General features: G+C 68.1%; 27 protein-coding genes. 1 reads left to right on the forward strand and 26 read right to left on the reverse strand.

All coding sequences use genetic code 11. From position 1 onward, the window contains the following. Nucleotides 1-69: 69 nt before the first annotated feature. The 23 genes from rplO to ACZ7BZ_RS13035 all read right to left on the reverse strand — a co-directional run bounded on the left by rplO (nt 70) and on the right by ACZ7BZ_RS13035 (nt 13,152). A complete protein-coding gene (gene rplO / locus ACZ7BZ_RS12925; protein ID WP_380460886.1) occupies nt 70-522 on the reverse strand; it encodes a 50S ribosomal protein L15 in 453 nt (150 codons plus the stop codon). 2 nt (nt 523-524) lie between these two features. After that, nucleotides 525-707: a 50S ribosomal protein L30 gene (gene rpmD, locus ACZ7BZ_RS12930; protein WP_030055835.1), complete on the reverse strand. Its 183-nt coding sequence runs from the start codon at nt 705-707 to the stop codon at nt 525-527. After that, nucleotides 707-1,327, reverse strand: a complete 621-nt coding sequence (gene rpsE / locus ACZ7BZ_RS12935) for a 30S ribosomal protein S5 (protein WP_030393306.1) — start codon at nt 1,325-1,327, stop codon at nt 707-709. The genes rpmD and rpsE overlap by 1 nt, the downstream gene beginning before the upstream one ends. 48 nt (nt 1,328-1,375) lie before the next feature. Next, nucleotides 1,376-1,759 (reverse strand): 50S ribosomal protein L18, encoded by a 384-nt coding sequence (rplR, locus tag ACZ7BZ_RS12940; protein ID WP_030232494.1) that lies wholly within the window; start codon nt 1,757-1,759, stop codon nt 1,376-1,378. Nucleotides 1,760-1,762: 3 nt separating this feature from the next. Beyond that, on the reverse strand, nt 1,763-2,302 hold the full coding sequence (rplF, locus tag ACZ7BZ_RS12945; protein ID WP_380460884.1) for a 50S ribosomal protein L6: 540 nt from the start codon (nt 2,300-2,302) through the stop codon (nt 1,763-1,765). A 22-nt stretch (nt 2,303-2,324) separates the two neighbouring features. Beyond that, nucleotides 2,325-2,732 carry a 30S ribosomal protein S8 gene (rpsH, locus tag ACZ7BZ_RS12950; RefSeq protein ID WP_188301635.1) on the reverse strand — a complete coding sequence of 136 codons (408 nt, stop codon included), beginning with the start codon at nt 2,730-2,732 and terminating at the stop codon, nt 2,325-2,327. A gap of 287 nt (nt 2,733-3,019) precedes the next feature. Continuing rightward, nucleotides 3,020-3,205 carry a type Z 30S ribosomal protein S14 gene (locus ACZ7BZ_RS12955; RefSeq protein WP_030055830.1) on the reverse strand — a complete coding sequence of 62 codons (186 nt, stop codon included), beginning with the start codon at nt 3,203-3,205 and terminating at the stop codon, nt 3,020-3,022. Between the two features lie 4 nt (nt 3,206-3,209). Beyond that, complete coding sequence (gene rplE / locus ACZ7BZ_RS12960; RefSeq protein ID WP_030300393.1) at nt 3,210-3,779, reverse strand: 50S ribosomal protein L5; 570 nt, start codon at nt 3,777-3,779, stop codon at nt 3,210-3,212. Next, nucleotides 3,779-4,090, reverse strand: a complete 312-nt coding sequence (gene rplX, locus ACZ7BZ_RS12965; RefSeq protein ID WP_030055828.1) for a 50S ribosomal protein L24 — start codon at nt 4,088-4,090, stop codon at nt 3,779-3,781. The genes rplE and rplX overlap by 1 nt, the downstream gene beginning before the upstream one ends. A gap of 15 nt (nt 4,091-4,105) precedes the next feature. Continuing rightward, on the reverse strand, nt 4,106-4,477 hold the full coding sequence (gene rplN, locus ACZ7BZ_RS12970) for a 50S ribosomal protein L14 (RefSeq protein ID WP_030393301.1): 372 nt from the start codon (nt 4,475-4,477) through the stop codon (nt 4,106-4,108). A gap of 102 nt (nt 4,478-4,579) precedes the next feature. After that, nucleotides 4,580-4,852 (reverse strand): 30S ribosomal protein S17, encoded by a 273-nt coding sequence (gene rpsQ / locus ACZ7BZ_RS12975; protein ID WP_110670527.1) that lies wholly within the window; start codon nt 4,850-4,852, stop codon nt 4,580-4,582. Beyond that, nucleotides 4,852-5,076, reverse strand: coding sequence for a 50S ribosomal protein L29 (gene rpmC, locus ACZ7BZ_RS12980; RefSeq protein ID WP_049649042.1), 225 nt, complete (start codon nt 5,074-5,076; stop codon nt 4,852-4,854). The genes rpsQ and rpmC overlap by 1 nt, the downstream gene beginning before the upstream one ends. Continuing rightward, nucleotides 5,076-5,495 carry a 50S ribosomal protein L16 gene (gene rplP / locus ACZ7BZ_RS12985; RefSeq protein WP_030055824.1) on the reverse strand — a complete coding sequence of 140 codons (420 nt, stop codon included), beginning with the start codon at nt 5,493-5,495 and terminating at the stop codon, nt 5,076-5,078. Before rplP ends, rpmC begins: the two co-directional genes overlap by 1 nt. Before the next feature lie 5 nt (nt 5,496-5,500). Continuing rightward, nucleotides 5,501-6,325, reverse strand: coding sequence for a 30S ribosomal protein S3 (gene rpsC / locus ACZ7BZ_RS12990; protein ID WP_030055823.1), 825 nt, complete (start codon nt 6,323-6,325; stop codon nt 5,501-5,503). Beyond that, nucleotides 6,325-6,672, reverse strand: a complete 348-nt coding sequence (gene rplV, locus ACZ7BZ_RS12995; protein WP_380460882.1) for a 50S ribosomal protein L22 — start codon at nt 6,670-6,672, stop codon at nt 6,325-6,327. The genes rpsC and rplV overlap by 1 nt, the downstream gene beginning before the upstream one ends. Nucleotides 6,673-6,729: 57 nt before the next feature. Then, the gene (gene rpsS / locus ACZ7BZ_RS13000) at nt 6,730-7,011 is read right to left on the reverse strand and encodes a 30S ribosomal protein S19 (protein WP_030055821.1); all 282 of its coding nucleotides are present in this window, start codon (nt 7,009-7,011) and stop codon (nt 6,730-6,732) included. 11 nt (nt 7,012-7,022) lie between these two features. Then, a complete protein-coding gene (gene rplB, locus ACZ7BZ_RS13005) occupies nt 7,023-7,859 on the reverse strand; it encodes a 50S ribosomal protein L2 (RefSeq protein ID WP_030393297.1) in 837 nt (278 codons plus the stop codon). A gap of 43 nt (nt 7,860-7,902) precedes the next feature. Next, a complete protein-coding gene (gene rplW / locus ACZ7BZ_RS13010) occupies nt 7,903-8,223 on the reverse strand; it encodes a 50S ribosomal protein L23 (RefSeq protein ID WP_030055819.1) in 321 nt (106 codons plus the stop codon). Continuing rightward, entirely contained in the window at nt 8,223-8,900 is a 678-nt protein-coding gene (gene rplD, locus ACZ7BZ_RS13015) for a 50S ribosomal protein L4 (protein WP_380460880.1), read from the reverse strand. Before rplD ends, rplW begins: the two co-directional genes overlap by 1 nt. A 4-nt stretch (nt 8,901-8,904) precedes the next feature. Beyond that, nucleotides 8,905-9,552 carry a 50S ribosomal protein L3 gene (gene rplC / locus ACZ7BZ_RS13020; protein ID WP_350503569.1) on the reverse strand — a complete coding sequence of 216 codons (648 nt, stop codon included), beginning with the start codon at nt 9,550-9,552 and terminating at the stop codon, nt 8,905-8,907. 14 nt (nt 9,553-9,566) lie between these two features. After that, complete coding sequence (gene rpsJ, locus ACZ7BZ_RS13025; RefSeq protein ID WP_012785157.1) at nt 9,567-9,875, reverse strand: 30S ribosomal protein S10; 309 nt, start codon at nt 9,873-9,875, stop codon at nt 9,567-9,569. Between the two features lie 417 nt (nt 9,876-10,292). Continuing rightward, on the reverse strand, nt 10,293-12,113 hold the full coding sequence (locus ACZ7BZ_RS13030; protein WP_470358385.1) for a hypothetical protein: 1,821 nt from the start codon (nt 12,111-12,113) through the stop codon (nt 10,293-10,295). Between the two features lie 145 nt (nt 12,114-12,258). Then, nucleotides 12,259-13,152, reverse strand: coding sequence for a glycosyltransferase (locus ACZ7BZ_RS13035; protein ID WP_465739333.1), 894 nt, complete (start codon nt 13,150-13,152; stop codon nt 12,259-12,261). Between the two features lie 503 nt (nt 13,153-13,655). On the opposite strand from ACZ7BZ_RS13035, the gene ACZ7BZ_RS13040 reads away from it, so the two are divergent. Beyond that, nucleotides 13,656-15,284 carry a hypothetical protein gene (locus tag ACZ7BZ_RS13040; protein WP_470358386.1) on the forward strand — a complete coding sequence of 543 codons (1,629 nt, stop codon included), beginning with the start codon at nt 13,656-13,658 and terminating at the stop codon, nt 15,282-15,284. 73 nt (nt 15,285-15,357) lie between these two features. Here ACZ7BZ_RS13040 and ACZ7BZ_RS13045 read toward each other — a convergent pair whose 3' ends face one another. From ACZ7BZ_RS13045 to ACZ7BZ_RS13055, 3 genes are all read right to left on the reverse strand, one after another. Further along, on the reverse strand, nt 15,358-15,735 hold the full coding sequence (locus ACZ7BZ_RS13045) for a DUF2304 domain-containing protein (protein WP_380459346.1): 378 nt from the start codon (nt 15,733-15,735) through the stop codon (nt 15,358-15,360). Beyond that, nucleotides 15,732-16,421: a glycosyltransferase family 2 protein gene (locus ACZ7BZ_RS13050; RefSeq protein ID WP_380459348.1), complete on the reverse strand. Its 690-nt coding sequence runs from the start codon at nt 16,419-16,421 to the stop codon at nt 15,732-15,734. The genes ACZ7BZ_RS13045 and ACZ7BZ_RS13050 overlap by 4 nt, the downstream gene beginning before the upstream one ends. 84 nt (nt 16,422-16,505) lie before the next feature. Continuing rightward, the gene (locus ACZ7BZ_RS13055) at nt 16,506-17,828 is read right to left on the reverse strand and encodes a hypothetical protein (RefSeq protein ID WP_380459351.1); all 1,323 of its coding nucleotides are present in this window, start codon (nt 17,826-17,828) and stop codon (nt 16,506-16,508) included. Nucleotides 17,829-17,887: the final 59 nt, after the last annotated feature.

The raw sequence follows: 17,887 nt of genomic DNA on the forward strand, positions 1-17,887 counted from the left end.
AAGCACGAGCCCCGCACCTCCCGGAGGAGGTGCGGGGCTCGAAGCCGGTGGTCGGCGGGTTCAGCGGGCTCAGACGAGCTCGGTGACCGTACCGCCGGCGGCCTTGATCTTCTCGGCGGCCGAGCCGGAGACGGCGTCGACCGTCACCTGCAGCGCAACCGAGACCTCGCCGGTGCCGAGCACCTTGACGAGGGAGTTCTTGCGAACCGCGCCCTTGGCGACCAGGTCCTCGATCGTGACCTCGCCACCCTGCGGGTAGAGCTCGGCCAGCTTGTCGAGGTTGACGACCTGGAACGTGATCTTGAACGGGTTCTTGAAGCCCTTCAGCTTCGGCAGACGCATGTGGAGCGGCATCTGGCCACCCTCGAAGCGCTGCGGAACCTGGTAGCGGGCCTTGGTGCCCTTGGTACCACGACCGGCGGTCTTACCCTTGGAGCCCTCACCACGACCCACACGGATCTTGTCGGTCTTGGCACCCGGGGCGGGCCGCAGGTTGTGGATCTTGATCGGGTTGTCGCCCATGATCAGTCCACCTCCTCAACCGTCACCAGGTGACGGACCGTGTGGGCCATCCCGCGGATCTCGGGACGGTCCTCCTTGACCACCACATCGTGCATGCGCTTGAGACCAAGCGAACGCAGGGTGTCACGGTGGTTCTGCTTGCTGCCGATGTACGACTTGGTCTGCGTGATCTTCAGGCGAGCCATCAGGCGCTCACCCCAGCAGCACGCGCCCGCAGCAGAGCGGCGGGGGCCACGTCCTCCAGCGGCAGACCACGACGGGCGGCGATCTCCTCGGGGCGCACGAGGCCCTTCAGAGCGGCCACCGTGGCGTGCACGATGTTGATCGCGTTGTCCGAGCCGAGCGACTTCGACAGGATGTCGTGGATGCCGGCGCACTCCAGGACGGCGCGCACCGGACCACCGGCGATAACACCGGTACCGGGGGCGGCGGGCTTCAGCAGCACGACGCCGGCGGCCTTCTCACCCTGGATCGGGTGCGGGATGGTGCCCTGGATACGGGGAACCTTGAAGAAGTTCTTCTTGGCCTCCTCGACACCCTTCGCGATGGCGGCCGGAACCTCCTTCGCCTTCCCGTAACCGACACCCACGGTGCCGTCACCATCGCCCACCACGACCAGCGCGGTGAAGCTGAAGCGACGACCACCCTTGACAACCTTGGCGACACGGTTGATCGCGACGACGCGCTCGACGTAAGCGGTCTTCTCGACGGCGGGGGCGTTGCCCCGGTCGTCACGCTTACGGTCGCGCCGCTCGCCACCGGTGCCGCCACCGGCGCCGCTACCGCGGCGCTGGGGTCCAGCCATTGGATTTACCTCTCTCGTTTACGTCCGTCGACAGAGTCGACGAGCGGCTTAGAAGTCGAGCCCGGCCTCACGGGCCGCGTCCGCCAGGGCGGCGATGCGGCCGGCGTACCGGTTGCCCGCGCGGTCGAAGACGACCGCCTCGATGCCGGCAGCCTTGGCGCGCTCGGCGACCAGGCTCCCGACCTTCTTGGCCAGCTCGGTCTTGTCGCCCTCGGCGCCCTTGATGGACACGTCGAGGGTGGACGCCGACGCCAGGGTGTGACCCTTGGCGTCGTCGATGACCTGGGCGACCATGTGACGGTTCGAGCGCGTCACAACGAGGCGCGGACGCACCTCGGTGCCGACGACGCGCTTGCGAACGCGGATCGCGCGGCGCTTGCGAGCGGCGCTCTTGTAGGCGTTGCCCTTGCCGATCTTGACAGAGACGCTCATCGCTTACTTACCACTCTTTCCGACCTTGCGGCGGATGACCTCGCCCGCGTACTTGACACCCTTGGCCTTGTACGGGTCGGGCTTGCGCAGCTTGCGGATCTTCGCGGCGACCTCGCCGACCTTCTGCTTGTCGATGCCGTCCACGTGGAACTTGGTGGCCGACTCGACGACGAAGGTGATGCCCTCGGGGGCCTCGACCAGAATCGGGTGGCTGTAGCCCAGCTGGAACTCCATGTCGGAGCCCTTCGCCAGAACTCGGTAGCCGACACCGCTGATCTCCAGCGACTTGCGGTAGCCCGCGGTCACGCCGGTGATCATGTTCGCCACCAGCGTGCGGGAAAGGCCGTGCAGGGCCTTCGACAGACGCTCGTCGTTGGGGCGGGTGACGAGCAGAGTGCCGTCCTCGCCCTTGCCGATCTCGATCGGCGCGGCGACAACGTGGGTGAGGGAGCCCTTCGGGCCCTTCACCGAGACCGCCTGGCCATCGATGGTGACGTCCACGCCGGCGGGAACCGGGATGGGCAGCCGTCCAATGCGCGACATTGCTGTACCTCCGTTTCCCGAATTACCAGACGTAGGCGAGAACTTCTCCGCCTACGCCCTTCTTGGCAGCCTGCTTGTCGGTGAGGAGACCGGAGGACGTGGAGATGATCGCCACGCCCAGGCCGCCGAGCACCTTCGGCAGGTTGGTGGACTTTGCGTAAACGCGCAGACCCGGCTTGCTGATGCGCTTGATGCCGGCGATGGAGCGCTCACGGTTGGGGCCGAACTTGAGCTCGATGGTCAGCTTCTTGCCGACCTCGCCCTCAGTGGGCTCCTCAACCTTGTAGGAGGAGATGTACCCCTCCTGCTGCAGGATCTGGGCGACGTGCGCCTTGATCTTGCTGGCCGGCATCGCCACGGTGTCGTGGTACGCCGAGTTCGCGTTACGCAGACGCGTGAGCATGTCTGCGATGGGGTCGGTCATGGTCATGATGGCCTCAGGCCTCTCTCGCCGTGGTTTCTCCGCACCAGGTCCCCCTGCCGGACTCTTCCGAGTTCGTCAGGGGCACAAGCGCAGGGGACCTACGACGTAGTAAGACTGGGTGCGAGCCCTCTCAGAAGAGGACCACGGACATCCATGGGAATGCCGTGGCGGGGGGCCCGACCCCACTACCTTACGGGAATCCGTACGGCAGGCCCAAAACGGGCCGGTGTGGGATCGGGCACCTCTGCTTCGCTGGCGGTACCTAAAAGCTCTGGCCCTCTACGGAGAGAGGACTACCAGGAGCTCTTGGTCACGCCCGGCAGCTCGCCGCGGTGCGCCATCTCACGGAGGCAGACACGGCACAGGCCGAACTTGCGGTACACCGAGTGCGGACGGCCGCAGCGCTGGCACCGGGTGTAGGCCCGGACGCCGAACTTCGGCTTGCGCTCGGACTTCGCGATGAGGGACTTCTTCGCCATTGGCTCACGCCTCCTTGAACGGGAAGCCCAGAGCACGCAGGAGCGCCCGGCCCTCGTCGTCGGTCTGAGCGGTGGTCACGACGGTGATGTCCATACCGCGCTGACGGTCGACCTTGTCCTGGTCGATCTCGTGGAACATAACCTGCTCGGTCAGACCGAAGGTGTAGTTGCCACGGCCGTCGAACTGCTTCGGGGAGAGGCCACGGAAGTCACGGATACGCGGCAGGGCCAGCGACACCAGACGGTCCAGGAACTCCCACATGCGGTCACCACGGAGGGTGACGTGGGTGCCGATCGGCTGGCCCTCACGCAGCTTGAACTGCGCGATGGACTTGCGAGCCTTGGTCACGGCCGGCTTCTGACCGGTGATCGCGGTCAGGTCGCGGATCGCACCCTCGATCAGCTTGCTGTCACGAGCGGCCTCGCCGACACCCATGTTGACGACGACCTTGACCAGGCCGGGCGTCAGCATGACGTTCTCGTACGAGAACTGCTCCTGCAGCTGACCCTTGATCTCGGAGTTGTAACGCTCCTTGAGACGGGGGGTCACCTTCTCAACAGACGTCTCAGACATCAGATGTCCTCACCGGTTCGCTTGGCAACGCGGATCTTGTTGCCCTCGTCATCGAAGCGGTAGCCAACGCGGGTGACGACCTTCTTGCCGTCCTTCTCCACGACCAGCTGGACGTTGGAGACGTGCACCGGGGCCTCGACGGTGACGATGCCACCCTGAGTGCCCGGGCCCGGCTTGGTGTGCTTCTTGACCCGGTTCACACCCTCGACCAGGACCTTGTTCTCGGCGGGCATGGCCTGGATGACCTTGCCCTGCTTGCCGCGGTCCTTGCCGGTGATGACCTGAACCAGGTCACCCTTCTTGATCTTCATGCTGTTCGCCATGGGTTAGAGCACCTCCGGCGCAAGCGAGATGATCTTCATGAACTTCTTGTCACGCAGCTCGCGGCCCACCGGGCCGAAGATGCGGGTACCACGGGGGTCGCCATCGGTGTTCTTGAGGACGACGGCGGCGTTCTCGTCGAACCGGATGTACGAACCGTCGGGGCGACGGCGCGACTTCACGGTACGGACGACGACGCACTTGACGACGTCACCCTTCTTGACCGAACCGCCGGGGATCGCGTCCTTGACGGTCGCGACGATGACGTCCCCGATGCCGGCGTAGCGGCGACCGGAACCACCGAGAACGCGGATGCAAAGGATTTCCTTCGCGCCCGTGTTGTCGGCGACACGCAGTCGCGACTCCTGCTGGATCACAGCTTTCTCCTGATCGTCAACGAGAGCTGACGGGCCGGCCGCTGCTCACACCAGCGCCCGCGAGGGACCTGGTGCACATACGGCCGTACCGCATCAACTTCGTTACTTGGCCTTCTCGAGGATCTCGACGACGCGCCAGCGCTTCGTCGCGGACAGCGGGCGGGTCTCCGCGAGGAGGACCCGGTCGCCGATGCCGCAGGCGTTCTGCTCGTCGTGCGCCTTCAGCTTGTTCGTACGGCGGATGACCTTGCCGTACAGAGCGTGCTTGACGCGGTCCTCGACGGCGACGACGACGGTCTTGTCCATCTTGTCGCTGACGACGAGACCCTCACGGGTCTTGCGGAAACCGCGCGTCTCGTTGGTGTTCTCAGTCATCAGGCGCTCTCCACCGTCTCGATGCCCAGCTCGCGCTCGCGCATCAGGGTGTAGATCCGCGCGATGTCCTTACGGACGAGCTTGAGCCGTCCGTGGTTGTCGAGCTGCCCGGTCGCCGCCTGGAAGCGGAGGTTGAACAGCTCCTCCTTGGCCTCACGGAGCTTGGCAACGAGACCCTCGTTGTCCAGCTCGCGGAGGTCAGCAGCCTTGGTGCCGGCCGACATCAGCTCTCACCTGCCTCGCGCCGGATGATCCGGCACTTCATCGGGAGCTTGTGAGCTGCGCGGGTCAGCGCCTCACGAGCCACCTTCTCGTTGGGGTACGACAGCTCGAACATGACCCGACCCGGGTGCACGTTCGCGATCCACCACTCGGGCGAACCCTTACCGGAACCCATGCGGGTCTCGGCCGGCTTCTTGGTGAGCGGACGGTCCGGGTAGATGTTGATCCAGACCTTGCCGCCACGCTTGATGTGACGGGTGACGGCGATACGAGCGGACTCGATCTGCCGGTTCGTCACGTAGGCCGGGGTGACGGCCTGGATGCCGTACTCGCCGAAGGCGAGCTCGGTGCCACCCTTGGCAGCGCCGCGGCGCTTGGGGTGGTGCTGCTTGCGGTGCTTGACCCGACGGGGGATCAGCATTGGAGTCAGGCCTCCGTTCCGGTGTTCTCGGCAGCCGGAGCCTCGGCGACCGGGGCCGCGGGGGCCTCGGCAGCGGCGGGGCGACGGCCACGGCCACCGCGCTCGCCACCACGGCGCTCGCCACCGCGGGCGGGACGACCACCCTCGGGACGGGCCGGGCGGTTGCCCGAGCGGGCAGCGGCGTTCTCAGCGCGGACCTCGGCGATGTTCTTGACGTCGCCCTTGTAGATCCAGACCTTCACACCGATGCGGCCGAAGGTCGTCTTGGCCTCGAAGAAGCCGTAGTCGACGTTGGCGCGCAGGGTGTGCAGCGGCACACGGCCCTCGCGGTAGAACTCCGAGCGGCTCATCTCGGCGCCGCCGAGACGACCGGAGCACTGGACCTTGATGCCCTTGGCGCCGGACTTCATGGTGCCCTGCATCGACTTGCGCATGGCACGACGGAAGGAGACGCGGGAGGACAGCTGCTCCGCGACGCCCTGAGCCACGAGCTGGGCGTCCAGCTCGGGGTTCTTGACCTCGAGGATGTTCAGCTGGACCTGCTTGCCGGTCAGCTTCTCGAGGTCGCCGCGGATGCGGTCGGCCTCGGTGCCACGGCGGCCGATGACGATGCCGGGGCGAGCGGTGTGGATGTCGACGCGGACGCGGTCGCGGGTGCGCTCGATCTCGACCTTGGAGATGCCGGCGCGCTCCATGCCCTTCGTCATCATGCGACGAATGGCAACGTCTTCCTTGACGTAGTCCTTGTACAGCTTGTCGGCGTACCAACGGGACTTGAAGTCCGTGCTGATGCCGAGGCGGAACCCGTGCGGGTTAACCTTCTGGCCCATTACCGGGTCCCTTCCTTGCTGCTGACGACCACGGTGATGTGGCTGGTCCGCTTGCGGATCCGGTAGGCGCGGCCCTGAGCACGCGGACGGAACCGCTTCAGGGTCGGGCCCTCGTCAACGTACGCCTCGGAGATGTAGAGGTCGTCCACGTTGGAGTGGTTGTAGTTGTGCGCGGCGTTGGCAATGGCGCTGTCGAGCACCTTGCCCACCGGCACGGTGGCGGCCTGCGGAGCGAAACGCAGGACGGCCTGGGCCTCCGTGGCCTGAAGGCCACGGATGAGGTCCACCACGCGGCGGGCCTTCATGGGCGTGACGCGGATGTACCGCGCCTGGGCCCTGGCTTCCATGGTTGTCCCCTTAATGGAGTAAGTCATTGAGTCGTTCTGGCGCTGAAGCTCAGGCGACTAGCGACGCTTCGACTTGCGGTCGTCCTTGACGTGGCCGCGGAAGGTGCGGGTCGGAGCGAACTCGCCCAGCTTGTGGCCGACCATCGACTCGGTGACGAACACCGGGACGTGCTTGCGACCATCGTGAACCGCGATCGTGTGGCCAAGCATGGCCGGGAAGATCACGGAGCGACGGGACCAGGTCTTGATGACGTTCTGGGTACCCGCCTCGTTCTGCGCGTCCACCTTCTTGAGAAGGTGGCCGTCGATGAAGGGGCCCTTCTTGAGACTGCGCGGCATCTGACCTGCTCCTAGCGCTTCTTGTTGGTCTTGCGGCGGCGCACGATGAGAGCGTCCGACGCCTTCTTCGGGCGACGGGTGCGACCCTCCTTCTGGCCCCACGGCGAGACCGGGTGGCGACCACCAGAGGTCTTACCCTCACCACCACCGTGCGGGTGGTCGATCGGGTTCATGGCGACACCACGCACGGTCGGGCGAACGCCCTTCCAGCGCATACGGCCGGCCTTGCCCCAGTTGATGTTCGACTGCTCGGCGTTGCCGACCTCGCCGACGGTCGCGCGGCAGCGCGCGTCCACCAGGCGGATCTCGCCGGAGGGCATGCGCAGGTGCGCCATCTTGCCCTCACGCGCCAGCAGCTGGATGCCGGAGCCGGCCGAGCGGGCCAGCTTGGCACCGCCGCCGGGACGCAGCTCCACCGCGTGGATGGTGGTACCGACCGGGATGTTGCGCAGCGGCAGGTTGTTGCCCGGCTTGATGTCGGCGCCAGCGCCGTTCTCGATCCGGTCGCCCTGCGTGATGCCGCGCGGCGCGATGATGTAGCGCTTCTCGCCGTCCGCGTAGTGCAGGAGCGCGATGCGCGCGGTGCGGTTGGGGTCGTACTCGATGTGCGCGACCTTGGCCGGCACGCCGTCCTTGTCGTGACGACGGAAGTCGATCACGCGGTAGGCGCGCTTGTGACCGCCACCCTGGTGGCGAACGGTGATCCGACCGGCGTTGTTACGGCCGCCCTTGCTGTGCAGGGGGCGAACCAGCGACTTCTCCGGCGTGGACCGCGTGATCTCTACGAAGTCGGCCACGCTGGAGCCACGACGGCCCGGCGTAGTCGGCTTGTACTTGCGGATGCCCATTTGGCTCTCTCGTCCTCGTCCTTATCGACGATCACGATCTCCGTTAGGAGACCGGACCACCGAAGATGTCGATGCGGTTGCCCTCGGCCAGCGTCACGATGGCGCGCTTGGTGTCCTTGCGCTTGCCAAAGCCCGTCTTGGAGCGCTTGCGCTTGCCCTGACGGTTGATCGTGTTGACAGCCTCGACCTTGACCGAGAAGACCGCCTCGACGGCCTGCTTGATCTGGGTCTTGTTGGCGCCCGGCGACACGATGAACGTGTACTTGTTCTCGTCGAGAAGGCTGTAGCTCTTCTCGGAGATGACCGGCTTCACCAGGACGTCACGGGGGTCCGTGAACGTCTTGCTCGTGATCTCTGCAGCCATCAGGCGGCGCTCCCTTCGAGCTCGCCCTCAGCAGCCACGGCCTTGGCGGACGCGGCGGGACCCGCCACGAAACGCTCGAAGGCGGCCTGGGTGAAGACCACATCGTCGGAGACGAGCACGTCGTAGGTGTTCAGCTGACCGGCGTCCAGGATGTGCACGTGCGGCAGGTTGCGAGCGGACTTCAGGCCCAGCTCGTCCTCGCGCTCGACGACCAGCAGGACGTTCTTGCGCTCGGTGATCTTGCCGAACAGGCCCTTGGCGGCCTTGGTCGACGGCACCTCGGTCGCGGTCACGCCGGTGACGACGTGAATGCGGTTGTGGCGGGCCCGGTCGGTGAGCGCACCGCGCAGGGCGGCGGCGATCATCTTCTTCGGGGTCCGCTGCGAGTAGTCGCGCGGCACGGGACCGTGCACGACGCCACCGCCGGCGAACTGCGGCGCACGGGTCGAGCCCTGACGGGCGCGGCCGGTGCCCTTCTGGCGGTACGGCTTCTTGCCGCCACCGCGGACCTCGCCGCGAGACTTGGTCTTGTGGGTGCCCTGACGGGCCGCAGCGAGCTGCGCCACGACGACCTGGTGCATCAGCGGAACGCTGACCTTCGCGTCGAAGATCTCGGCCGGCAGCTCGAGGCTGCCGGTCTTGTCGCCCGAGGGCGACAGGATGTCAATGGTGCTCATATCCTCACAGCCCCTTCGCCGCAGTGCGGACGAGGATGAGGCCGCCGTTCGGGCCCGGGATTGCGCCCTTGATCAGGAGCAGCCCCTTCTCCGCGTCAACGGCATGGATGGTCAGGTTCTGGGTGGTCACACGCTCGTGGCCCATCCGGCCGGCCATCCTCACGCCCTTGAACACGCGGCCCGGGGTGGCGCAGCCACCGATCGAGCCGGGCGAGCGGTGCTTGCGCTGCACACCGTGACCGGCGCCGAGGCCCCGGAAGTTGTGGCGCTTCATGACACCGGCGAAGCCCTTGCCCTTGGAGGTGCCGGTCACATCGACCTTGACACCCGCCTCGAACAGCTCGGCGGTGATCTCCTGGCCGAGGGTGTACTCGGACGCGTCCGAGGTACGGAGCTCGACCAGGTGACGACGCGGGGTGACACCGGCCTTGGCGAAGTGGCCCGCGAGGGGCTTGTTCACCTTGCGGGGGTCGATCTCGCCGAAGCCGATCTGGACGGCGTCGTAGCCGGCCGGGCTGTCTGCGGTGTGGACCTGGGTCACGACATTGGGCCCAGCCTTGACGACGGTCACCGGGACGACCCGGTTGTTCTCGTCCCAGACCTGGGTCATGCCGAGCTTCTCGCCCAGGATGCCCTTAATCTGCTTAGCCATCTTCGGTGCGCCTCTCAGAGCTTGATCTCGATGTCGACGCCAGCCGGCAGGTCGAGACGCATGAGCGAGTCAACCGTCTTCGGCGTGGGGTCGAGGATGTCGATCAGACGCTTGTGAGTACGCATCTCGAAGTGCTCGCGCGAGTCCTTGTACTTGTGCGGCGAGCGGATGACGCAGTACACGTTCTTCTCAGTGGGCAGCGGCACCGGGCCCGCGACCTGCGCACCAGTACGAATCACCGTCTCGACGATCTTCTTCGCCGAGGAGTCGATGACCTCGTGGTCGTAGGCCTTGAGCCGGATGCGGATCTTCTGTCCCGCCATGGCTACTCAGTAGTCCTTTGTCTTCAGTCACTTCACGGCCACCCTCCGACCCCCGCGCTCGGGCGTGTCGCACTGGCGCTTGCAAAAAACCGGCGAAGAAGCTCGTCGGTTTCAACTTTCGGGGTGGGAGGCGCCGGGTCGAGGCCCCGCACACGCTTCCCGGAAGATTCCCGTACTTTCGCCCCGCAGCTGCCGTGGCGTAGAAGTCACGCTTGACGGCCATCACGGGAACGACGAGTACATGGGACTCGCTTCCAGTCCTCCCGGCGGGAGGCGCGCAGCATCGGCACTCAACCGAGCAACTTGGACATACTGCCACATGGAGCAGCCCGGATGCCAATCGGGGCCGGTGAGGCGTACCTCACCGGCCCCGATCGGGTGACCGTCAGCGCCGGCGGCCTCCGCCGGCGGCCCGGATCACCAGGGACGCTTGGTGCCGCAGACCGTCGCCCACTCGTCGCCGCTCACGTTGGCGCACCACAACTGACCCTTGTCCGGGTCGTTGTTGTACTCGTGGAGGCCCTTGTTCACCGGCGCGCAGTCGTGCGGGCCGGCCGGGTCGTACTTGGGGCACTTGCCGTTCTCGTTCACCAGGATGTGCGCGCGCCAGGCGTCGATGCCCATGTCGACGTTCTGGGTGCCGCTGCTCGGGAGGAGCTTCGGGTCCGTGGTCGGCATGTAGCGGTCCACCGACCAGGAGGCCGACATGGTGGCGAACAGCGCCACCGCGCAGACCGCGCCCGCGACCAGCCGGCCGGTGACCGCCGGGCGCAGGGTCAGCGGCACCGGCCCGCCGTCGGCGCCGACCCGCTGCACCGTCCGCAGCCAGCCCGTGCCGCGCTGGACGGCGAACATCAGGCCGAGCACGGCCAGGATCATCAGCGCGTACAGGATGATCCAGGTGGTGCGCGGGTACAGCTGGACGGCCTTGGCCTGGGCCAGGTGCGAGGCGAACCAGTAGCGCAGCAGCCAGGCGCTCACCAGGGTGACCGCGGTGGTCCGGACGGCGATGCTGCGCAGCCCGAGGCCGAGCGCCAGCGCGACGCCGGCCAGCAGCAGCAGGGTGTAGGCGCTCTGCCCGGCGAGCTCACCGCGCCACGGGAAGTTGTGGTACGTGAGGTCGCCGGTGCGGTCCGAGGCCCAGCCCATGATGTACGCCGGGTCGATGTACACCGAGAGGTAGGCGTACCGGTCCTTGGCCTGGGCGCCCAGCCGCACCAGCTCGTACAGCAGCGGCGCGCCGACCACGCCGGCGCTCACCAGGGTGACGGCCAGGAACAGCAGCACCGGCTTGATCCGGGCGGCGCCCTTGCGCCACGGCACCAGGAACAGCGTCAGGACGAGGACTCCCGGCGCGGCCCAGACGAACCAGCCCGAGTACCAGAGGAACATCAGGCCGAACGAGACGCCGAAGCCGACCCCGCGCAGCACCGTGGAGCGGGTGGTCAGCCGGTGCGCCCGGCGCAGCTCGCGCAGCGCCCCGGCCAGCATCGGCACCATCACCAGCATGGTGACGTGGCTGTACGGCCGGATCGGGTCCAGGAACAGGATCGCGGACGGGACCGCGATCAGCAGCGCCCAGAACGGGCGCAGCAGCAGCCGCCAGGACAGGTACGCCATCGGGCCGACCAGCGCGCTGCAGATCAGCTGGACGTCCTTCATGGCGTAGCCCACGCCACCGATCCCGCCGTGGAAGAGCTTCGCCCAGACCGCCAGCAGCGCCGGGAAGCCGGGCGGGTAGACACCGGGCAGGCCCTCGCCGCGCAGCATGTCGTTGGCCATGCCGATGAGGTTGCCCGGGTCGCCCTCCTGGCCGCCGAGGCCCCAGTTCGTGCCGTGCAGTGCCACCGCGATGCCGCCGGCGACCGCGCCGGTCGCCAGACCGGCGACGGCCGCGCAGACCAGCCGCTGGAGCAGCTGGTAGCGGGCCAGGCTTCCCCGGTAGGCGGCGTACAGCAGCACCGCCAGGACGGGCAGGCCCACCACCGCGGCGTACTTCTGCACCATGGCCAGGCCGCTGACCTGGCCGACCCGGTTGAGCGGGTTGACGTTGATGCGGGTGCAGAGCAGCGTGAAGGCGAACGCCGCCACGACCGAGACCACGGCCTCGGCCGAACGGACCGCCCAGGGGCGTGCCAGCAGGCCGTCCATCCGCCCGAGGCGGGCGGCGAGCGCGCCCTCCGGTTGCCGGGGCTCCGCCTCGGAGCCGCCGACCGGGCTGGTGGCCAGATCAGTCATGTCAGTCACTTCCGTACGTCGCCACGTCCGGTGAGCGGCGTGGAGTGGCGGGTTGGGGTCGGCGAACGGATCAGCCGACATGATAGGGACTCCGCTGGGGTCCCCGGCCCCGGCGGAATTCCGCTGCGGCCCGTTCCGGGCCTGGTCAGCTACTGCGGACGGCGCGGCCGACCATGGCGCCGGCGTGGGCGAAGTCACCCGCGCCGAGGCGTCCGGCGGCCACCATCAGGGCGTGCAGCCGGGAGGAGAGGTGGAGGTCGGCCGAGCGGGCGGCGGCGTTCCAGCCCTTGGCGCGCAGCTCCTTGGAGATCAGCGTGTAGTACTTCAGCTCCTCGTCGAAGCGCTTGCCGTCCTTGACACGGTTCGAGGAGTCACTGGCCTGGTGGCGGCGGTAGCGGAACACCTCGCGCTCGTCGACCAGCAGGTTGCCGCCCTCCATCAGCATGTCGACCATGAACGCCAGGTCGTGCACGGCGTCGATGTCGGGGCGGTACGGGATCTTCGACAGCGCGGACTGCCGGTAGGTGAGCGACGGCGTGTACAGCCAGTTGCCGGACAGCAGGCTCTTCACCGCGGCCTCGCCGCTGATGACGCCGGCCTTGCGGGCCGGGGCGGCGATCCGGCGCTTGACCTTGTCGCCGATGCCGAGCGACGGCACCAGGTTCCCGTCGCTGTCCATCACCTTCACGCCGGGCTGGCAGGCGATCGCGTCCGGGTCGGCCTTCAGCCGCTCCAGCACGACGTCCAGGTAGTTCGGCTCCAGCAGGTCGTCGGCACCCATCATCGAGACGAACTCGCGCTCGGCCAGCGTGGACGCCTTGTAGGTGTTGCCGTTGGGGCCCAGCCGCTCCTCGTTGCGCACGTAGCGGATCCGGTCGTCGTCCAGGCTCTCGATGTACTCCAGCGCCCGGTTGCCCGGGTACTGGTCGTCCACCACGGTCAGCCGCCAGTCCTGCTGGTTCTGCGCCCGGATGCTGTCGATGGTGGCGAACAGGTACTCCGGGTCGCCGTAGTACGGGATGACGAAATCGACGCTCATGACGGCGCCGCACCTCCTGGTCCTGGATCATGCTTCGGTGCCCCGGCTGCGGCCGCCGGACGGGCCCAGTCAACCAGTTCCGCCGCCCCGGTGCGTCGGCCGGTCCGTCCGTGAAACCACCGGTCGAGCCTTCCGCAGGGTTCGCGTACGGCACCGACCGGAAAGTCCGGGCAACGGAATTACATCCGCCGAACGGCCGCGCAATGAATTGGAGTTGGCAATGTCCGGATTTTCGCCGATTTAAATATGCGCCACCGGAGCGCGCCCGGCCGGGGTCCCTAGGATATCTTCGGTGCGACATGCCAACTCCCGTACAGCCGGGTTCTGAAGGGCCTCCCAGGATGACCATCAGCGTTCCGCACCGTGCCGACAGGCCTCAGCGGTCGCCCGAACAGCCGTTGCTCCCCCCTCTGCCCCAACGGATGTACCGGCGCGAGAGTTCAGCGTGGTGGCTGGTGGCCGAGGGCGTCATCGGGATCACGGCTGCCATGCTCATGACCTGGGTGACCCGATTCATCGACATCGATCCGATGGTTCGTGTCGGTCAGGTCAGCGGCCTCGCCGGGCTGCAGCTCATTCTGCTGATCTCGATGGGCGTAACCGTCGGAGTACTGATGGTCATCATGCGCCGGTGGTCGATACTGCCGGTGCAATTCGGCGCCGCGATATTCGCCGGCCTCTCCAGCGGTGTGCTCGCCGGCGCCGTCGCGCTCGCGCTGCGCGGCACCCCGTGGCCGCTCGGCGGCCAGGGCGGCGACTCCGGCGTGCTCCAGGGCTGGGCCTTCAACCTCATCCACGGCCAGCCGATCGACGACACCTACCCGCCGCTCTTCCCGCACCTGCTCGGCTGGTACACCCAGCACTTCACCGACAGCGACCCCGGCCACGCGCTGAAGATGGTCAGCCTGGTGTTCATCGCGCTGCTCGGGCCGACGGCCTACGTCGCCTGGCGACTGATCCTTCCCCCGCTGTGGGCCCTGGGCATCGGCGTCACCGCCTCGCTGCCGCTGGCGGACCCGTACAAGCCCTACACCACGATCGTCCTGGTCGGGCTGCTGCCGGTGCTGGCGAAGCTGCTCCAGCTGATCCAGCGCTCGCAGCTGCTCAGCCGCGCCCGCGCCGTCGGCCTGGGGGCCGTCGTCGGGGCCGTGCTCGGCCTGCTGTTCCTGCTGTACTCGGGCTGGTTCGTCTGGTCCGCGGCCGGCCTGATGCTGATGGGCGTCGTCCTGCTCGTCCGCCAGTGGCGCACCCACGGCACCGGCGCCTTCGTCACCGCCCTGCTGCTGATCGGCGCGACCGTCGTCACCTTCGTCGCGGTCTCCGGCTTCTACCTCACCAAGTTCCTCTCCTCGGCCGGCGGGGCCGTCGACCGGTACTGCTACTTCGACGTCTACACCGAACCCAGCTACTTCATGATGTGGGGCAGCGACGTGCCCGGCGGCCTCGGACTGGGTGCCTGGCCGCCGCCGGGCGAGATCGGCGGCGTCGGCCTGTTCGCCGTCGTGCTGCTGATCGGGGGCGCCGCCGCCATCGTGGTCGGCCCGCGCAACTCGGTCGTGCTGGCCACCGCCGCGGCTGCTGCCAGCGCCTTCCTGATGCGCTACTGGTACGCCGCCCACATGTACAAGAACCAGGCGGTGATGCTCTACCCGCGCACCAACCAGCAACTGCTGTACTGCTTCATCGTGCTCACCGGCCTGGCACTGTTCCTCGGCACCGAGCGCTTCCTGGAGCGGCGCCAGCGGACCACCGCCGACGACCGGTCCACCCCGACCGCCCGCGCGCCCCGCCGGTACGCCCTCGCCACGCTCTGCGCGCTCGGCCTGCTGTTCGGCATGGCCGGCTCGTCCACCGGCAGCCGGTACATGCCCGAGTCCAGCGCGCGCATCGACGCCACCGGCAACTTCGCGTACTCCGCCCAGGTCCTGCGCGGCCAGAACGGCAGCTGCTCGCCCTATGTCTCCGCCCAGGACTGCATCGACCCCGGCGTCCCGGCCGTCTACGACCAGGCCGCGAAGGTCCGGAAGGACCAGGAGAACCAGCAGAAGCCCGAGTACCAGGTGCTGAGCTGCCAGAAGGACAACCCCTACCCGCGGGCCCCGAAGCCGCCGGTCGGCCGGCCGCAGGGCTGATCCCGCCGTCGAACGGCTGAGGGCCGGCACCCCCGTCGGGGGTGCCGGCCCTCAGCCGTTCGCGAGGTCCGTCTCAGTGGTCGGAGCTGACCGGGACGTTGAGCCGGTCGTTGTTGTGGCGGACGCCCTCGGTGATGGCCACGGTGCGGGCCAGGTCGGTGAGCTTCTTCTCCAGCGAGCGGAAGCGCAGGTAGGTGTTGAGGGTCAGGAAGCCCATGGCGATGACCATCAGGTAGAGCACCAGGTCGGTGCCGCGGCCGACGCCCAGCGCGGTGGCCAGCTTGGTCACGCCGGTCGGCCAGAGGATCGCGACGACGTTGACGATCACGAAGAGCGTGAAGGCGATGCGCTTCCACGCCCGGGTGTTCGCCTTGTCCCAGCGCCAGACGAACACGAGCGCCATGACGACGGCCGCCACGACGAGGATGAGCTGGATCCAGAGGTGGTTCATCGGCCGTTACGCTCCCGCAGCGAGATGTCGAAGAGGATGTTCACGCCGTTGATCAGGGACTGGCCCTTGGCGCGCGAGTAGTCGGTGTAGAGGATGTCGACCGGGAGTTCGGCGACCCGCAGGTCCGAGCCGGCGAGGAAGGAGACGATCTCCGAGGCGTGCGCCATGCCGTTCATGGTGATCTTGATCCGGCTGGCGGCCTCGCGGTTCATCACCCGCAGACCGTTGTGCGCGTCGGTGAGCTTGAGCTTGCGGGCGGTCGGGCTGACCGCGGCGGCAGTGCGCAGCACCACCCGCTTGATCCACGGCACCTGGCCGGTCTGCTCGATGAAGCGGGAGCCGAGCACGATGTCGGCCTCGCCCTCGCGGAGCAGCGCCACCATCTTCTCGACGTCGGCCGTCTGGTGCTGGCCGTCCGCGTCGAAGGTCGCGAAGTACTCGGCGCCCTCCTGTGACAACGCGTACTTCAGACCGGTCTGGAGCGCGGCACCCTGCCCCAGGTTGACCGGGTGCCGCACCAGGTGGGCGCCGGTCGTCATGACGTGCTGGGCCGTGTCGTCGGTGCAGCCGTCGTCGATCACCACGATGTTCGGGAAGGTCTTGCGAGCCCCCTCCACGACCTCGGCGATCACCTGGCCTTCGTTGTAGGCCGGGATCACCAGCCAGACGTTGTCATACTCGGACACAGGTGCTCCATGCTTGGCGAACGGCACGGCAGCCCGTGCCTCGGGTCTGTCTATCGGTGATGGATCGCATCGGGCCCCCGTACCTCAGGAGGTCCGCAGCGGCTCTGCTGCGGTCCGGTCGGCCGGGTCGGCGACGGGGCGGGAGGGGAACGCGCGGTACAGCGACCACAGCATCAGTACGGCACTGACCAGCGAGCCGGCCAGGTACGCGAGCTCCGCGCGGAGGCCGACGGCACCCGGAGCGAGCGCGACAGCCACCAATGCTACGGAACCGGCCGTCCAGCCCACCAATTGGCGGCGGTGCTGCGCGCTCGACATCAGGGCCTGGCCGAAGACCGTCGCGAGGACGTAGCAGAGCGTCCCGAACACCAGCCAGGTGAAGTCCAGCGGGCCGAGCACGTCCTTGGCGTTGAAGAGCAGCGGGTTGAGCTTGGAGCCGAGCACGATCACCGGCAGGCCGCCGCCGATGCACATCGCGGCCACGATCGCGGTGGTGCGGGTCAGCACCTTGCGGAACTCGGCGTGGTCGCCGGCCGCGGCGGCACCGGAGAGCGCGGAGACCATCGAGGCCTGCAGGGCGCTGTAGGCGAACAGCGGCGCCCGGGCCATCACCACGGCCTGGCCGACCGCGAAGACCAGCGCGTCGGAGGCCTCGGAGTGCTTCGGCGAGAGCAGGCGCACACAGACCACGGTCGCGTTGACCACCAGCTGGCTGAGCATCACCGAGGCGATCAGCAGGCCGAGGCCGCTGGTCAGCTGCTTCCAGGACACCTCCGGGCCCGGGGTGCGGTCGGCGAGGGTGTCGCGCAGGCCGATCAGCGAGGCGACCAGCGGGGAGACGAAGAGGATCAGGCCGAAGGCCATCGCCGAGTGCAGGCCGACCGCCGCGGCCAGCGCGGCCAGCCCGATCCGCAGCCCGCCGTCGACCGCCAGCTGGGTGCCGTACGGGCCGAACAGCCCGAGGCCGGCCAGCGCGCCGCGGGCGACCGAGCTCACCGCGAGGCCGGCCAGGCCGCCGGCCAGCGCGACCACCAGGGTCCGGTCGCCGCTGAACAGCTGGTCGGCGATCGGGCGGGCGGCGACCGCCAGCACCGCGCACACCGCGACCAGGATCGCCATCGCGAGCAGCAGCATCCGGCGCACCGCGGGCAGGGATCCGTGCCCGGCCACCTTCCGGGCGGCCACCAGCCGGGTCAGCTCCAGCTCGACGGGCTGGAAGAGTCCCCACCCCACGGACATCACGATGGTCCAGAGCATCGTCACCCTGGCCGCGCCCACAGTGCTCAGGCTGTAGCCCACGAGCGCCATGTAGACGTACGCCGAGGCTCCGAGCACGACCGTGCCACCGACCACGAGCCGCGCCCCCGGGGGGAGCACCCCCAGCAGCCTGGCGATCGGGTTCTTCATCACATGACCACCGAATTCACCGGCCGGCCTTGCCACACGTCTCCGCACGAGGCCGGCCA

Source organism: Kitasatospora sp. NPDC036934 (assembly GCF_055608425.1).

Excerpts from the sequence above, each read along its gene's own strand:
- rplD (WP_380460880.1), bottom strand. The coding sequence starts at position 8,900 with ATGAGCACCATTGACATCCTGTCGCCCTCGGGCGACAAGACCGGCAGC.
- rplF (WP_380460884.1), bottom strand. The coding sequence starts at position 2,302 with ATGTCGCGCATTGGACGGCTGCCCATCCCGGTTCCCGCCGGCGTGGAC.
- rplE (WP_030300393.1), bottom strand. The coding sequence starts at position 3,779 with ATGTCTGAGACGTCTGTTGAGAAGGTGACCCCCCGTCTCAAGGAGCGT.
- rpsJ (WP_012785157.1), bottom strand. The coding sequence starts at position 9,875 with ATGGCGGGACAGAAGATCCGCATCCGGCTCAAGGCCTACGACCACGAG.
- rplV (WP_380460882.1), bottom strand. The coding sequence starts at position 6,672 with ATGGAAGCCAGGGCCCAGGCGCGGTACATCCGCGTCACGCCCATGAAG.
- ACZ7BZ_RS13030 (WP_470358385.1), bottom strand. The coding sequence starts at position 12,113 with ATGACTGATCTGGCCACCAGCCCGGTCGGCGGCTCCGAGGCGGAGCCC.
- rpsQ (WP_110670527.1), bottom strand. The coding sequence starts at position 4,852 with ATGACTGAGAACACCAACGAGACGCGCGGTTTCCGCAAGACCCGTGAG.
- rplP (WP_030055824.1), bottom strand. The coding sequence starts at position 5,495 with ATGCTGATCCCCCGTCGGGTCAAGCACCGCAAGCAGCACCACCCCAAG.
- rplR (WP_030232494.1), bottom strand. The coding sequence starts at position 1,759 with ATGAGCGTCTCTGTCAAGATCGGCAAGGGCAACGCCTACAAGAGCGCC.
- rpmD (WP_030055835.1), bottom strand. The coding sequence starts at position 707 with ATGGCTCGCCTGAAGATCACGCAGACCAAGTCGTACATCGGCAGCAAG.
- rplB (WP_030393297.1), bottom strand. The coding sequence starts at position 7,859 with ATGGGCATCCGCAAGTACAAGCCGACTACGCCGGGCCGTCGTGGCTCC.
- rpsC (WP_030055823.1), bottom strand. The coding sequence starts at position 6,325 with ATGGGCCAGAAGGTTAACCCGCACGGGTTCCGCCTCGGCATCAGCACG.
- rplC (WP_350503569.1), bottom strand. The coding sequence starts at position 9,552 with ATGGCTAAGCAGATTAAGGGCATCCTGGGCGAGAAGCTCGGCATGACC.
- ACZ7BZ_RS13035 (WP_465739333.1), bottom strand. The coding sequence starts at position 13,152 with ATGAGCGTCGATTTCGTCATCCCGTACTACGGCGACCCGGAGTACCTG.
- rplX (WP_030055828.1), bottom strand. The coding sequence starts at position 4,090 with ATGAAGATCAAGAAGGGTGACCTGGTTCAGGTCATCACCGGCAAGGAC.
- rpsH (WP_188301635.1), bottom strand. The coding sequence starts at position 2,732 with ATGACCATGACCGACCCCATCGCAGACATGCTCACGCGTCTGCGTAAC.
- ACZ7BZ_RS13055 (WP_380459351.1), bottom strand. The coding sequence starts at position 17,828 with ATGAAGAACCCGATCGCCAGGCTGCTGGGGGTGCTCCCCCCGGGGGCG.
- rpmC (WP_049649042.1), bottom strand. The coding sequence starts at position 5,076 with ATGTCGGCCGGCACCAAGGCTGCTGACCTCCGCGAGCTGGACAACGAG.
- ACZ7BZ_RS12955 (WP_030055830.1), bottom strand. The coding sequence starts at position 3,205 with ATGGCGAAGAAGTCCCTCATCGCGAAGTCCGAGCGCAAGCCGAAGTTC.
- rplO (WP_380460886.1), bottom strand. The coding sequence starts at position 522 with ATGGGCGACAACCCGATCAAGATCCACAACCTGCGGCCCGCCCCGGGT.
- rplW (WP_030055819.1), bottom strand. The coding sequence starts at position 8,223 with ATGGCTGCAGAGATCACGAGCAAGACGTTCACGGACCCCCGTGACGTC.
- rpsS (WP_030055821.1), bottom strand. The coding sequence starts at position 7,011 with ATGCCGCGCAGTCTCAAGAAGGGCCCCTTCATCGACGGCCACCTTCTC.
- ACZ7BZ_RS13045 (WP_380459346.1), bottom strand. The coding sequence starts at position 15,735 with ATGAACCACCTCTGGATCCAGCTCATCCTCGTCGTGGCGGCCGTCGTC.
- rpsE (WP_030393306.1), bottom strand. The coding sequence starts at position 1,327 with ATGGCTGGACCCCAGCGCCGCGGTAGCGGCGCCGGTGGCGGCACCGGT.